Origin of the sequence: Paenibacillus terrigena DSM 21567 (assembly GCF_000374845.1) — a bacterium.
Classification (GTDB): Bacteria; Bacillota; Bacilli; order Paenibacillales; family Paenibacillaceae; genus Paenibacillus_K; species Paenibacillus_K terrigena.
Genome location: NZ_KB895415.1, coordinates 478,659 through 493,599, shown reverse-complemented (window position 1 = coordinate 493,599; position 14,941 = coordinate 478,659). Strand labels below are relative to the sequence as shown.

The 14,941-nt window shown below is 47.3% G+C and carries 12 protein-coding genes; 10 read left to right on the top strand and 2 right to left on the bottom strand.

Annotated features, from left to right (window positions below; all coding sequences use genetic code 11):
• Positions 1-241: 241 nt before the first annotated feature.
• Together C558_RS34690 and C558_RS0113805 are read right to left on the bottom strand one after the other, a co-directional pair.
• Positions 242-484, bottom strand: a complete 243-nt coding sequence (locus C558_RS34690; protein WP_245583801.1) for a YkvA family protein — start codon at positions 482-484, stop codon at positions 242-244.
• Positions 485-642: 158 nt separating this feature from the next.
• A complete protein-coding gene (locus C558_RS0113805) occupies positions 643-1,515 on the bottom strand; it encodes a helix-turn-helix domain-containing protein (protein WP_018756871.1) in 873 nt (290 codons plus the stop codon).
• Positions 1,516-1,871: 356 nt separating this feature from the next.
• Between C558_RS0113805 and C558_RS0113800 the strand changes: the two genes are divergently transcribed.
• From C558_RS0113800 to C558_RS0113745, 10 genes are all read left to right on the top strand, one after another.
• Entirely contained in the window at positions 1,872-2,864 is a 993-nt protein-coding gene (locus C558_RS0113800; protein WP_018756870.1) for a Gfo/Idh/MocA family protein, read from the top strand.
• Between the two features lie 13 nt (positions 2,865-2,877).
• Positions 2,878-3,864, top strand: a complete 987-nt coding sequence (locus tag C558_RS0113795; protein ID WP_018756869.1) for a Gfo/Idh/MocA family protein — start codon at positions 2,878-2,880, stop codon at positions 3,862-3,864.
• Between the two features lie 521 nt (positions 3,865-4,385).
• A complete protein-coding gene (locus C558_RS0113780) occupies positions 4,386-6,017 on the top strand; it encodes an ATP-binding cassette domain-containing protein (RefSeq protein ID WP_018756867.1) in 1,632 nt (543 codons plus the stop codon).
• A gap of 90 nt (positions 6,018-6,107) precedes the next feature.
• Positions 6,108-6,866: an SDR family NAD(P)-dependent oxidoreductase gene (locus C558_RS0113775; RefSeq protein ID WP_018756866.1), complete on the top strand. Its 759-nt coding sequence runs from the start codon at positions 6,108-6,110 to the stop codon at positions 6,864-6,866.
• Positions 6,867-6,901: 35 nt separating this feature from the next.
• Positions 6,902-7,939, top strand: a complete 1,038-nt coding sequence (locus tag C558_RS0113770; RefSeq protein ID WP_018756865.1) for an aldo/keto reductase — start codon at positions 6,902-6,904, stop codon at positions 7,937-7,939.
• A gap of 223 nt (positions 7,940-8,162) precedes the next feature.
• On the top strand, positions 8,163-9,317 hold the full coding sequence (locus tag C558_RS0113765; protein ID WP_018756864.1) for a type III polyketide synthase: 1,155 nt from the start codon (positions 8,163-8,165) through the stop codon (positions 9,315-9,317).
• Entirely contained in the window at positions 9,307-10,038 is a 732-nt protein-coding gene (locus tag C558_RS0113760; RefSeq protein ID WP_018756863.1) for a methyltransferase domain-containing protein, read from the top strand. The genes C558_RS0113765 and C558_RS0113760 overlap by 11 nt, the downstream gene beginning before the upstream one ends.
• Complete coding sequence (locus tag C558_RS0113755; RefSeq protein ID WP_245583792.1) at positions 9,921-11,216, top strand: NAD(P)/FAD-dependent oxidoreductase; 1,296 nt, start codon at positions 9,921-9,923, stop codon at positions 11,214-11,216. The genes C558_RS0113760 and C558_RS0113755 overlap by 118 nt, the downstream gene beginning before the upstream one ends.
• Positions 11,217-11,405: 189 nt before the next feature.
• On the top strand, positions 11,406-13,760 hold the full coding sequence (locus C558_RS0113750; RefSeq protein WP_018756861.1) for an AraC family transcriptional regulator: 2,355 nt from the start codon (positions 11,406-11,408) through the stop codon (positions 13,758-13,760).
• Between the two features lie 192 nt (positions 13,761-13,952).
• A complete protein-coding gene (locus tag C558_RS0113745; protein WP_018756860.1) occupies positions 13,953-14,924 on the top strand; it encodes an ABC transporter permease subunit in 972 nt (323 codons plus the stop codon).
• Positions 14,925-14,941 lie beyond the last annotated feature (17 nt).

Here is a 14,941-nt window from a genome sequence, read left to right as displayed (position 1 = left end):
TTTATTTGTACGACGAGGGGGCGAACTGCCTTGTCCTTCAATTACCGACCTATGGGGGATATTCCCTCCCTGAACGAATCGATCTGAAGGAGTTGTATGATTTAACTTCCTACTTTGCATATTTGGAACAAATCGGCAGGCAGGAAATCACGATTCCATTAACCATTAATGGTTTGCAGCGGAGAAAGGCATTCAAGAGCAGACGGAATTATTTAAGAAGTTCAGCAAAGAAAGGCGCAGCTTACGGCTGCGCCTTTTTGTCATCTCCATGTAAGAAATTATCCGCTTGTTCCCGGTGCTCGTCCGTAATCTGGCCGGAAATGGCCTTGATTCCTGCTACAATCACGGCGGCATCATCGGTAAATCCAAGTCCAATCAGGGCATCTGGAATTGCGTCCACCGGTGAAATGAAATATGCCAGCGCGCCGAAGGCGATTCCTTTGGCCCATAACGGGGTTTTGGCGTCAACCGCACAGTAGTACATCGCAACGGCATCTTTGGTGAATGGGATTTTACCAGCGAATTTCTTCGTTTTGGTCCAGAAGTTTTTCTTCACGATTTCCTCATTCTCTTGGCTATAGGGAAGTTCTTGCAGGGATAACTCTGAATGGATAGAATCATCGTCTTTTTTCATAGGATCAGCTACACTCCTCTCATCTTTCGTTTATATTCTCTAGGCGTACAGCCGCAGAATCGTTTGAACAATTCATAGAAATGCGCCATGTTCTCAATGCCTACGGCTTCTGCGATGTCGGTAACGTTCTTGTTGCCGATGGCCAGCATTCGCTCCGCCTTGGCAATTCGCTTCCGATTGACGAAATCGGTGAAAGAAATCCCGACCTTGCTCTTAAAATATTTCGAGAAATACGTATAGCTCATCCCAGCCATTTGACTGACTATGCTCATATCGATTTTCTCGGCCAAATGTTCTTCAATATAGGCAATCACCGGACGCAGCACGTCTGCATCGACATATTCATGCGCAAGCAAGAGCCCCTGGTCATCGTTGCGCAGCAGCGTCAGAAGCAGGGGCTTAATATGCATGCTGACCGCAATCTCGTAGCCTTTCTTCTTCTGCATGACTTCCTCATGGATGTGATGCAGGATTGCCCCGACTTCACGCTGTACATGCGGGAACTTGCGAAAGATGTAATTCAATTCTTCGAGCGGATTCAGCACTTCCATGAAGTGTCTCGTATAATGCATCATCGCCGGATCAAAGTACGGCTCTAGATCAATGTGAAGGACGATATACGCAACATCTTGTCCAACAGGCGTAAGTCCGCGATGAAGCTGTGAGGAACCGATGACCACGACATCGCCTTGGTTCAGCCGATACGAGTGGGTCGGCGTATGCATCTCATGGACGCCTTCCACGACAAGGACAAACTCCACCTCTTTGTGATAATGCCATTGCACAGGACCTTCATGCTCATCACCTGTATGCGTAAATTCCCATACTTTCATACATAATTGCGGGTTCTGATAATGGATCGGTTCTTGAATAATTTGCACTGTGCCAACCTCGCTATTTTTCTTAGAAGTATGTGTTCAAAAAGTCGACTTTTCAGCACCGAGAAGGTTGTGAGAACCTGAAGAAGGAGGAACGGAGTTTAGGCAAAACCTAAATGAGTACCTGAAATCCTTCCAAAGGAAGGATACTTCGTAAGCGTTAGCTCTTCACGGGTGAACGCAAGATTCGATGTCGAATACGCTACTTGAAATTCTTCGTGATCAAAAGATGGCTTTTTGAACGACCTCTAGAATAAATATGGATACAAATCGGTTAATTAACCGCATATACGTGGGTCTTCCCTGAATGTATCATTTTTCTATAGGGAAGTACATATCCAAGTGAAGGGGATGCAGCGATGAAAGTAGCGGTATTAGGTTGCGGTGGATTGGGCCGTATCCATGCGAGCATTTATGCAGGCATGCAAGATGTGGAATTAACGGGCGTTTGTGATATACAACAGGATCTGGCTGACGATGCAGCTCGTATGACAGGGGCTGTAGCTTACAGCTCATTTGAGGAAATGCTGGAGAAGGCTGAATTTGATGTGATCAGTATTGCGCTGCCTAGCTATTTGCATAAGGAATATACGATGCACGCAGCCAAGGCGGGCAAGCATGTCATCAGCGAGAAGCCGATCGCCTTGAACCTTGAGGATGCGGAACAGATGATCCGATGCTGTGAAGAGAACGGCGTTCGCCTGTTCGTCGGGCATGTCGTTCGGTTCTTCCCGGATTACGTCAACATGAAACAGTCCTTGGATGAGGGGAAATTAGGCCGTGCATGCGTCGCACATGCGAGTCGAATCGGGGGACATCCTGGGGCGACAAAGGCATGGTATAACGAGGTTGAACAGAGCGGTGGCGTCATGGTCGATTTGATGATCCACGATTTGGACTTCCTGCGCTGGTCGCTGGGTGAAGTTAAAACCGTGTACGGGCTCAATCGCAGGGAAGAGCTGCTCGATTATGCCTTGGTTACGCTACAGTTCGAGAGCGGAGCCGTTGCTAATGTGGAAGCGAATTGGGGCTTCCCGGGGCAGTTCCAGACCAAGTCCGAAATCGCCGGCAGCGAAGGGATCGTGATGGCCAATAGTTTGAAGAGCAGTTCGCTGCAAATCCATAAAGCGCCATCCGCTTCCGAGACAAGCGCATTCGTGACGGTTCCGGAAAGCCCTGGATTCCAAAGCCCGTATGAGCTAGAGCTGCTGCACTTCATCGATTGTATTCGCACAGGTTCGGAGTCGATTGTCACCGCTAGAGATGCCTACAAAGCCTTGGAATTGGCATTGGCCGCGATCGAGAGCGCAAGGACAGGCCGAGCAATCTATCTTCCATTGGTACAACGATAAGGAGGAATGAAACATGAAGAAGCTTAGAATCGGAATGATTAGTTTTGCGCATGGTCATGCATTCTCATATTTCAATTCGCTGCATGCGCTGCCTGAGGTCGAGGTAACAGGAATTGCGGATTCGGTGCCAAGCCGGGTAGAAAACCTTGTGCGCGCGCATCAATTGTCTTATTACGAAGATTACCGGCAGCTGCTGGATACGGATATCGATGCGGTCGTCATTTGTTCGGAGAATGTGTATCATGCCGAGATCACGATCGAAGCCGCGAGACGCGGCAAGCATGTCCTCTGCGAAAAGCCGCTCGGGATTACGAAGGAAAGCATGGAGGACATGATTGCGGCTTGTCGGGATAACAATGTACAGTTGATGACAGCCTTCCCATGCCGCTATTTGGCTGCTGTAATTCAAGCGAAGAAAGCCGTTGAGCGAGGAGAAATCGGGGATATTATCGCGATTAAGGGCACGAATCGAGGCAGCTTCCCTGGCGGCTGGTTCGTCGAACCAGAACTTTCGGGCGGGGGGGCCCTGTTGGATCATACCGTACATGTGATGGATCTCATGAATTGGATCATTGGCAGCGCCGTGAAGGAAGTATATGCGTACGCAGCGCCGCTGTTCCAAGAGAACATCGAGGTAGAGGATGCCGGCATGATTCATGTGAAATTTGCGAGCGGCGTATTCGGGGTGTTAGATACGAGTTGGTCGAGAAATGGCACGTTCCCAACTTGGGGCGATGTGACGATGGAGATTGTCGGCACGAAGGGCGTCATTTCCGTGGATGGGTTCGCGCAGAAGAACGAGCTCTACAGTAAGGTAAACGGTAAAGGGACTTGGGAATTCTGGGGCGATAATATGGACGCCTACATGATCCAAGACTTCGTAGATGCGATTCTTAGCGGGGAGCCTGTTCCGATCTCTGGCGAAGATGGTCTGCACTCAGCAAACGTTGCACTCGCAGGATATCAGTCGCTTAAGCAAGGTCAACCGGTACAATTGTAAAGCACCATTGGGTTTCATCTGCCGGAAGAATTGAAAAGTAAAAATATGATGATTCGTCGGATGCTTGGCTTTGGGGAATCCTTGGTGTAGTGAATTCATTATATTGATTTTTTAGTTATATTCACTTATTATTAAGAGCGTTAAATTATTTATCTCATTCCATGAAAGGAGGCAAACGTGATGCACACTAATTTCGATACTGATTCAGTAATGGTAAAAGTACCCATTCTGCGCGGAGATTTGCATGCAAAGGGACAAGTCTGCCCTTTTATAAGCATGCCAATTTCATATCGAAAACAGGTGCCGGTATCATATGCCTTCTTTGAGTAAAATTTGCATAATATAATTCCATTGCAAATTTTCGATCATATAACGCAAAAAAAGACGCCGGTTTTTGTCGGCGTCTTTTTTGCGTTCTCTAAAGGAGGAAAAACGGAATGAAAACGTTCTTATGGATCCCAGGTAGGCGAAATACTCACGAAAGGATGGGGTTTTATTATATAAGAAAAGAGAGATGGTAAATGTTACTTCAAATAAACGGAATCAGCAAAATCTATGGGGGCACTCCAACACTCTCTGGAGTATCTATGAAAATTGAACCTGGTGAACGGATTGGCCTTGTCGGCGTGAACGGTGCAGGCAAATCTACTCTTCTGCAAATTATTGCAGGTGATCTCTCTTATGACGAAGGGGAGATCTATCTCGCAAAAGGAGCGAAAGTAGGCTATTTGCGCCAAAACAGTAGATTTCACCCTGAGAATTCGATTGGGAGCGAGCTGTTGAGTGTTTTCACCGATTTGGTCCAGGTCGAAAAAGAGATGAGAGAGCTAGAAAGACAAATGAGCGACCCTGCCTTTATGGAAGATGCCGGAAACTACGCAGAAACGATGAATCGTTATGCGACTAAATCCGAGTGGTTTTTGCAGCACGGTGGCTATGAGATCGAGTACAAAATCCGAGGAATTCTTCATGGCATGGGTTTCGGAGATTTTCCTCAGGATACCCCCATTCATACACTAAGCGGTGGGCAGAAAACAAGACTGGCACTTGCGAAAACACTGCTCAGCGAACCGGATCTGCTCATACTAGATGAGCCGACGAATCACTTGGATTTTGAGACATTGGCTTGGTTGGAAGGTTATTTGCGTTCCTATCCCGGCGCGATCCTCGTTGTTTCGCATGACCGGTATTTTCTGGACTCACTTGTCACAGTCATTTATGAGTTGGAAAGAACACAAGTCCGGCGCTATATAGGCAATTACTCAAGGTACGTGATTGAGAAGGAGTTAAATAAAGAAGTTCTAGCAAAGAGGTACGCGATGCAACAAGAACAGATCGCCAAAATGGAAGAATACGTTGAGCGACATATTGTTCGTGCCACCTCTGCGAAAAGTGCGAAAAACAAACGTAAGCAGCTTGAACGAATCGATCGTATCGATACGCCCCTCGCAAACCTAAAGCGCGCAAAACTAACATTTGGCGTCGGGAAAACCTCTCACAAAGAGGTGCTGCATATTCGCGATATTCGCATTTCTTTAGGTGTAGAGAGTGCACGCAAGCCGTTATTGCAGAACATTAGTTTTGGGCTTCAACGTGGCGAAAAAGTTGCTTTGATCGGTCCGAACGGTATTGGGAAGTCGACCCTGCTAAAGACCTTAATCGGCGAGTTACTGCCGGATCGTGGGGAGATAACGTGGGGAAAGGAGGTGACGATTGGATACTACGACCAAGAGCAATCCTCTTTACATCCCCTTAATACCATTTTGGACGAGGTATGGAGTCACTGTCCGCATATCGAAGAGGCTAGGATTCGAACGGTTCTGGGAAACTTTCTATTCTCAGGCGAGGATGTATTCAAGAAAATATCTTCACTTAGTGGTGGTGAAAAAGCGCGCGTTGCCCTTTCCAAGCTCATGTTAAAAGAAGCAAATGTGCTCGTTCTGGATGAGCCGACAAACCATTTGGATTTATCCAGTAAGGAAGTCTTGGAATCAACCCTGCTGAATTATGAAGGAACGCTTCTTTTTATATCCCATGACCGCTATTTTCTCAACAAGCTGGCGGACAGAATTGTGGAACTTAGCTCCGAGGGCGCTGTTTTATATGAGGGCAACTATGAAGGCTATATGGAATCAAGAAACAGGACAAGCTAAAAAAGATGCGAACCTTGGGGAATAGTGACAGTGGACCCGCCTACTATTTTTATTCAAAGTAAAAAATATAACTTAAAGGGAGAAATTAATATGTATAATGCAAATCAAGTAGCGGTAGTAACAGGAGCAGCCAGCGGAATTGGGAGAGCAACCAGCTTGAAGTTAGCCGAAAACGGGTACAAGGTGGTTCTGGTAGATTTCAATCAGAGTTTGGGAGAAGAAACGCTGAAGCTCATTCAGAATAATGGCGGAGAGGGCATTTTCGTAAAAGCGGACGTTTCCAAGCAAGAGGACGTGGAGAATTTCGTTAACCAAGCAGTGGAGACATATGGACGAATTGATGTCTTGTTTAACAATGCAGGGGTCATTCAAAAGTTCGCTCCGTTTACTACGGTCGAAATGCAAGAATACGAGCGGATCATGTCAATTAATGTGAAGAGTATTTTTCTCGGAATGAAATATGTCCTTCCGGTAATGGAAAAGCAAGGGAAAGGGTCCATCATTAATACAGCTTCGTCCGCAGGTATTCGTCCAGAGCACAGCATCGCCGTTTATTCGGCTAGTAAAGCAGCTGTCATCGGTTTAACGAAAGGGGCGGCGATGGAATACGCAAACAAGGGAATCCGCATCAATGTCGTTTGCCCAGGTGGCATCGAGACAGCAATCTTCAAAAGTGTGGCGGAGTCGTTTGAGCATGGCGGTTATGTACCAGAAGAACTTTCGCGCGTGCGAATGGGACGTCACGGTCAACCGAATGAGGTTGCAGAAGCCGTATTGTTCTTGGCTTCTGACAAAGCAAGCTTCATGGCTGGTTCTGTTGTAACTGTAGACGGCAGTTTGACTGTATAAGGGGCATATTAGTAGGGCAAATGGGAGGGAAATAAATGCAATATAAATTGCTTGGCAGAAGCGGATTGAGAGTATCCGAATTGGCTTTGGGAACCATGACTTTTGGAGACCTTGGCGGATGGGGCGCTAATAAAGAAGAAAGCCACAAAATATTCAATGCATATGTTGAGGCGGGAGGAAACTTTATTGATACAACCAACCTATACACGGGTGGGCAAAGTGAGGAATATGTCGGGGAATTCATTTCTTCGGAACGGGAGAAGTTCGTCGTTGCGACCAAGTATTCGCTGTCAATGAACCCCAAGAACCCTAATGGCGGGGGAAATCATCGCAAAAGTCTGGTGCAATCTTTGGATGCCAGCTTGAAAAGATTAAAAACAGAGTATATCGATCTATACTGGTTGCATACATGGGATTTCTTGACGCCAGTTGAAGAGATTATGCGTGCGCTAGATGACCAGGTTCGGGCCGGAAAAATCCTTTATGTCGGCATATCCAATACACCCGCATGGATCGTATCGCAGGCGAATACGATGGCTGCTTTACAGGGATGGTCTCCTTTCATTGGACTGCAAATGGAATACAGCTTAATTCAGCGAGAGGCTGAACGTGACTTGTTACCAATGGCCGAAGCTTTTGAAATCGGTGTAACGGCTTGGTCTCCGTTAGGGGGCGGCGTTTTATCAGGAAAGAATAAGAACGGTACTACAGAAGATTCAAAACGTGCTGACCTTAATGCGGATAGGCTCACGGATCGTAATCGAACTATTGTCGCAACAGTTGAGGAGATTGCAAAGGAATTAGGCAAGACCCCCGTACAAGTTGCGCTCAATTGGATTCGACAAAGGAAAGAAGGGCCAATACCAATTCTTGGTGCTAGGAAGGCAGCCCAAATCAGAGACAATTTAGGTTGCCTACTGTTCCAGCTAACGCAAGAACAAATGGATGTTTTGAATAAGGTAAGTAGAATCGAACTCGGATTTCCTCATGGATTTCTTAAGACGGATACCGTGAAGCATTTATTATTGGGTGAATATAAAAATAAACTTCAGTCACCGAAGAGAAATGGGTAGTAGCTAGCATATCCGCATTTATCTAGAATCTTTTTGCATAACGCGGCGGGGAGTTGTGGTTTGTGCAGCCATAGTTCTCTTCCGCCATATGAACCCAGTCCGCATTGGACTGGGTTTTGTCATGTTCCGAGATGGGTAAGATGATGAGAACGGCTTCGGAATAAGCTGGGAGCATCAAAGGTCTTATAAGCCGTTAACGCTACATTGAGGAGGTTATGATGGTATGGTAGCTGTAAAGCCAATGATTGCTATGACAGGGATCGGCACGGCGTTGCCGCCCTATCGCATGGACCAGGCAGATACGACGCGCCGGATCGTCGATGCGCTGAGCAGCAACCCGGATTCGGCCCGATGGGCCAGAAGAATATTCAAACAATGCGGGGTCGAGACTCGCTATACGTGCGAGCCGGACCTGCTGAACGAGGCTTCGGCATGTCGTTATTTACCGAAAGAAGATCGTTCGGAGGTTCCAACCACGGCAGAACGAATGGCCGTCTATAAGAGAGCATCCGTTCCGCTGGCTATATCCGCGGCAAGAGACGCCTTGGCGGATGCGAAGATGAATGCCGATCGGATTACGCATCTCATCACGGTCAGTTGTACCGGGCAATTCCTTCCAGGAATCGATGCTGCTTTGGTTCGAGAGCTGGGGCTAGCTCCTTCCGTCATGCGAATCCCGCTGACCTTCATCGGATGTGCTGCCGGGATGAAGGCGATTTGCTTATCGAAGCAGCTGGTATCCGGCGATCCGAAGGCGAACGTATTAATTGTATGCGTGGAATTGTGCACGCTTCATATTCAGCCATCCGGGGATCGGGATGCCTTGTTCGGCGCTTCTTTTTTTGGCGACGGTGCCTCGGCATGTGTGATCGGTGCGGTCGGCCCGCAGCATCAGCAGGTCTATCTGCTCGGTGATTATCATACCGTACTGCTGCCCGGGGGCGCTAATGAAATGATCTGGGAGGTTGGGAACGTCGGATTTGACCTGTATCTGTCACCGAATATTCCGAGACTGATCGGTGAATATGTTCCGGCCGAAGTGTCACGTCTCATCGGGGAGGCTCATCTGGAATTATGGGCGATTCACCCGGGTGGGAAAGGAATCATCGAAGTTCTGCAAGCAAGATATGGTCTGTCGGATGAGCAAGTCGCGCCAAGTCTAGGCGTCTTGCGAGACATCGGGAATGTGTCCTCCGCTACGATCTTGTTCGTCATGAAGAAAATGAGGGAGCAGCTGCGGGAACGAGGTACAGCGCGTGCAGCCGGCTTGGCGTTAGCATTCGGCCCTGGATTGACGGCGGAGATGATCAAGATCACGTATGTGGCTTCCAAGGTAACATCCAAGCGCCGCACAGAGGATGCGCAATATGTTTTATAAACTGCGAGGTCGTGCTTCGGCGGCTGAGCTCATGGACGACTTCTCCAGTGGTGGAGAGGAGCTGCGTGAAGCGCTGCGAGAGCTTCGCCTGTTGAATCGACTGTTCGTCGCATCGGGGCCGACGCTGTATGGGGTTAAGCGGCTATGGCAGGCGGCAGGCAAGCCGAAGCGTCTAACGATTACGGACGTTGGCGCCGGTTCTGGCGACGTGAATCGGCGCGTGCTGCAATGGGCTACGATGCAAGGTGTTGATCTTGCGATCACGTTAGTCGATATGACCGAAGAAGCATGTACCGAAGCGCGTCTCTTCTTTCGGAATGAGCCGCGCGTTCAGGTCATGCGGGGAGATCTGTTCAAGCTTCCTGAAGGTGGCGCTGATATCGTGACGGGAACGCAGCTGCTGCATCATTTTGCGGAAAAGGAGCTTCCCAGTGTCATCATGAGTATGCTGCGAGGGGCGCGGCTGGGCGTTGTCGTCAATGATATCCATCGGCATTGGATCGCTTGGACGGCGGTATGGCTTGCGACGCGGATTATGTCTTCCAATCGGTATATTCGTAATGACGGTCCCCTGTCCGTGGCCAAAGGCTTTCGATCGCAGGATTGGAAGCGACTCAAGCAGTCGGCGGGGATCAACCAGATGATGTATTCTTGGCGGCCGTTGTTCCGCTATACCGTCGTGATCAGGAAGCCGGTGTCAAATTCAAGCGGACGGAGCTGAACGAAATGGAGCATTATGCGGATGTCGTCGTGCTCGGGGGAGGCATGGCGGGAAGCTGCATCGCCAAAGCACTCGCAGATAGGCAGTGGGAGACGGCCTTAATCGACCGGCAGACCTTTCCGCGTCATAAGGTGTGCGGAGAATTTCTGTCGCCGGAAGCGCAGAGCACGCTGCACGCACTCGGATTAACCGAGACGGTTGCGGCACTTCATCCGCAGCGGATTGAACGGGCTCGACTCATCTTCGAGCATGGCGGTGAAATCGAGCTCCCGATCCCTGGCGCTGCATGGGGACTAAGCCGATATACGATGGATGAGGCGCTGCATTCAGCCGCGCTGCAGGCCGGTGCACAGCTGCACCTGTCAACCACGGTTACAGGGATAGAGCAGCATGGTAAAGGATACACGGTTCGAACGAAACAGGGAGCGAACATGAGCCTGTTCCACGCCCGGGCTGTCATTGCGGCCTGGGGAGCGAATTCGCGAGTTGCACATACAGGACATCGTCTGAATGCTGCTGATTCGGGCCAGCAAGCCTACATCGGTGTTAAAACCCACTATGACGGTTTAACGATGGAGCCAGTGATTGAGATGTATTTCTTTCGAGGAGGTTATCTCGGACTGTGCCCGATCGAGGATGGCCGCGTGAATGCTGCGGCGCTGCTGAGCCGCAGCGAATTCGCGAAGGCGGGCAAATCGGTACTGTCCATTCTGGAAACGGCAATCCAGCGCAACCGGAGGCTGGCTGCACGGCTTGCGACCGCTGTGCCATCCCCCGGCACGCAAGCTGCAATCGCCCCCGTCTATCTGCAGCGTAAGCCGACGCCATGGGACGGGTTCCCTCGCTTAGGAGACGCTTCCGCCATGATCGCACCGCTTTGCGGAGACGGGATGTCTATGGCGCTGCGCTCCGCCGCATTGTGCGCGCCGCTGGCGGACAGCTATTTGCGCGGGAACTTATCCCTGCAGGATTGGGAACAGCGCTTTACGCATGCGATCCTGAGGGAGTTTTCCGGACCTTTACGATGGGGGAGCGTGCTGCAATGGATCATGGGCAAGCCTGTAACCCAGCAGTTGCTGCCGATCGCAGCAAGAATTGCGCCCGTGCTGGCCAATGGACTCGTGCAAGCTACAAGGCTGAAGCCGTTAGAGACACTGGAATTTTACTCGAAGCGCTAGGCGGATCCTTCTTAAGATGAATAAACGCGAACTTTCGGCGCCGATAATTCGGCGTCTGTTTGCGTTCCGAGACTTCCTTTAACAAATAAAAAATGAAACGCTATCTATCCAAAAAATGAGAATATAAGGTAAAATGTATTTTGTTGCTCGTGCGTTTAGTCAGAATTGATAAACTTAAAGGGTGGTCATATGCGTTCGAATCACAAAATACAACGTAGTTATTTCCGCAAGATTTATCAGTGGGTCATATTGGCCATGCTGCTGCCGCTTATTTTGTTCGCGCTTATTGCATTAGTGAAGGTTGAACAAGCTGTTCTGGATAACGAGTACCAATCGAATAAAAAAATATTGTACCAGGTGAAATATAATATTAACTTGATGGATGATATGATTGTTAACTCAATCTTATCCATGTACTATAAACCAGAAATAATGCCTTTGATTTTTAGCCAGCATGTCGAATTTGCCGATATGCTGCGTGAAGTGAACAAAATCAAAACGTCGATCATTGGCACGAACCCTTTCATTCACTCTATCTATTTGTATAACGGCTCGACCAAAACGTATTACACGACGCAGGATAACTTGTTATTTCAAGACTTGAATTTCGAAGCCTTGATGCAATCTAAGAAGAACATACCGAAATTAAAACCTTTGCCAAGAAAAATCGAATATCCCATTGGGAATGACAAGAAACGGATTGAGAATGTCGTCACCTATCTGATGTATGATTTTAAGGATGCTTCCAATCAACCGGATGGGGCCTTAATCGTCAATGCCAGCACCGAATGGCTGCTCAATAACATTAAGGACATCAATATGGTCGATGAGAAGCGCCGCGATAAAATTGTCATTATGGATGATCATGCGGAAATTGTCGGCAACGATCTAGAGAAAGGCTCTTTGGAAGATTCGTTGAAAGCGGTTTACCTACGGCACATGAAAGAACAAGCTCCTTCAGAAAAAACGGGTTATTTTACGGAAAACATCCATGGGGAGAAGTATCTAATCACATATACGTTTGTAGACAAAATGAATTGGACACTCGTGAAAGCGCAAATATATGATGAAGTTTTTCAGAAAATAAACACGTTGAAATATACATTGATTTCCATCATTTGCGGGATTATCTTGCTAGCCATTATGACTTCGATTTTGATTTCCAGAAAAATTTATAAACCGATTGGCAATTTGGTTCATGTTGTATCCAATGGAACCGAATTAGACCATGCTCATGCACAGGATGATGAAATATCGTACTTGAACAAGGCCTATCAGTTTTCGATCGAACAGTTGAACCAATATAAGCTTGAGAAGCAATCCGACCGAGAAATCTTGAAGGCTTATTTTCTAAGAAAGCTGTTAGTAGACAGCCGCTCCGTAACCCCAGATGAGTTTGTTAAGGCAACCGTGGAATCGGGGGTATACCTGACACAGGCTGCACCGGGACTCGTATGCATCTTAAAGATTGATGACTACGCTCAATTCGAGCAATTGTTCAGTCATCTGGATCGTGATCTCTGCATGTTCGGGATTATCAATATTACCCTGGAAATATTCTCGGAATGTTGTAAGGTCGAAGCTGTCGAAATGAAAAACGATCATATTGCCTTTATTATGAACCTAGGCGATCGAGACGAGGATACAATGGTTTCGGAAACAACGAAGCTCTGGAACAAAGCGCAATCGTATATCAGTCAATATTTTAAAGTATCCGTTTCTATTTTTATTAGCGACGCATGCGGCAATCTCCATGGCTTGACCGAAAAATATCATGTGGCGTTGAACAATTCGGTGTACCGTCTGATATTCGGCAAGGGCTGCATTCTAACCAATCGGCTTATTGCGGTGAATACGGAGAATGGACAGGTTGGTTATTCTGCTGCGTTAGAAAGAAAATGGGTCGATTCGCTAAAAAGCGGGAATACGGTCTCCGCTGAAGAAGCGTTAAGTAAAATATTTGATGAAATCCATAAGCTGAGCTACAATAACGTCGTTTTATCGGTGATGAAATTAGTGAATACGCTGCAAGAGACAACCGAGGAGATGAACAGGAACAGGCTAGAGCCGCTGCAGTTCAATTTTAATTTGTTTTCCAACCAGCTGTTCACGATGGGAACGCTTCAGGAGCAGCACGATCATATCATGCAAATTTGCAGGAATGGCTTGACCAAAGTGGAGCGTATAGAGAACGACAAACATGCCATCATTGCGAGCACGGTGATGGAATTTATTCAAGCAGATTATACGAATCCGGAATTGTGTCTGCAATATATTGCCGATAAGCTGAATTTATCGCCTAAGCAAGTGAGTAAAATTTTCAATCAACAGTATGATCGAACGGTTGCCGATTATATGAATGAGGTGCGGCTCGAGAAAGCCGTGGAATGGCTTCATAATTCGAATCGCAGCATCAAAGACATTTTACAGAAAATTGGCGTAGAGAATGAGAGCTACTTCTATAAACTGTTTAAAAAGAAATACGGCGTAACGCCGAAGGAATATGTTTTGAATAAAAACATTAAAGAAACGCGTCAAAATTAAGTAAATAGAACTAATTTATAACAGGCACTTTACTGTACTTTAGCGACAAGTACAGTAAAGTGCCTGTTTTTACAGTGGAAAATGCTATAAAAGTCCCGATTTACACTAGGATTGTCCCAGTTGCGGAAGTTATGATGTGTTGCATGGAAGATGAGTCCAACAGGGAAGTAGTTAGGAAAAGGAGGTCAAGCGATGTCTTATCAAACAAAAATTCACAATAGTCAGCCTCTTGCAAATATGAATGTGAAGAAAAAAAATACATTCTGGCGCGAATTTCTGCGTCATAAGGGATTACTGGCTCTGGCAGCTCCGGGATTACTATTCGTCCTCATATTTAATTATGCGCCGATGTTAGGCTTGGTGCTTGCCTTCAAAGATTTTAACTTTAGGAAAGGGATTTGGGGCAGCGATTGGGTCGGACTGGATAACTTTAAATTCTTCTTCACCTCCGATGCCGCATGGCAAGTGACGCGGAACACCATCTTTCTCAATTTCATATTCATTCTATTAACGAATGTGGTTGCCATCGCGTTTGCGCTCATGCTCTTTGAACTCAGTCGAAGGGCCGTCAAGTTATTTCAGACGACACTGTTTTTCCCTTATTTCTTATCCTGGGTTGTTGTCAGTTATGTCACGTACGCATTGCTGAACCCCCAGATGGGTGTTATTAATCAGCTGCTCACACAGTTCGGATTTCACGAGGTCAACTGGTATATGGAAGCGAAGTATTGGCCTGTCATCTTAAGTCTCGCTTACTTATGGAAAAATGTTGGATATTCCACGCTCATCTTTTATACGGGACTTATGAGTATCGACAAAAGCCTCTATGAGGCTGCATCGATTGATGGTGCGAGCAAATGGCAGCAGGTGCGCAGCATCTCGATTCCACTGCTATCGCCGTTAATTACCTTGATTACCTTATTACAGGTTGGGAAAATATTCTACTCCGATTTCGGGATGTTCTACTTCCTGACGGCGGACTCCGGCGCGTTGTATGCCACGACGGATGTTATTGATACTTATGTATTCCGAGCGTTACGTGTGTCAGGTGATACCAGTATGGCCACAGCTATCGGACTCTATCAATCTTTAGTCGGTTTTGTATTAGTCGTGACCGTGAACTATATCGTTCGCAGATTCAACAAAGATAATGCGATTTTCTAGAGAGAATGGGGGGAGGA

Coding starts and splice junctions, on each gene's coding strand:
- C558_RS34690 (WP_245583801.1), bottom strand. CDS start 484: ATGTACTACTGTGCGGTTGACGCCAAAACCCCGTTATGGGCCAAAGGA.
- C558_RS0113800 (WP_018756870.1), top strand. CDS start 1,872: ATGAAAGTAGCGGTATTAGGTTGCGGTGGATTGGGCCGTATCCATGCG.
- C558_RS0113795 (WP_018756869.1), top strand. CDS start 2,878: ATGAAGAAGCTTAGAATCGGAATGATTAGTTTTGCGCATGGTCATGCA.
- C558_RS0113780 (WP_018756867.1), top strand. CDS start 4,386: ATGTTACTTCAAATAAACGGAATCAGCAAAATCTATGGGGGCACTCCA.
- C558_RS0113775 (WP_018756866.1), top strand. CDS start 6,108: ATGTATAATGCAAATCAAGTAGCGGTAGTAACAGGAGCAGCCAGCGGA.
- C558_RS0113770 (WP_018756865.1), top strand. CDS start 6,902: ATGCAATATAAATTGCTTGGCAGAAGCGGATTGAGAGTATCCGAATTG.
- C558_RS0113765 (WP_018756864.1), top strand. CDS start 8,163: ATGGTAGCTGTAAAGCCAATGATTGCTATGACAGGGATCGGCACGGCG.
- C558_RS0113760 (WP_018756863.1), top strand. CDS start 9,307: ATGTTTTATAAACTGCGAGGTCGTGCTTCGGCGGCTGAGCTCATGGAC.
- C558_RS0113750 (WP_018756861.1), top strand. CDS start 11,406: ATGCGTTCGAATCACAAAATACAACGTAGTTATTTCCGCAAGATTTAT.
- C558_RS0113745 (WP_018756860.1), top strand. CDS start 13,953: ATGTCTTATCAAACAAAAATTCACAATAGTCAGCCTCTTGCAAATATG.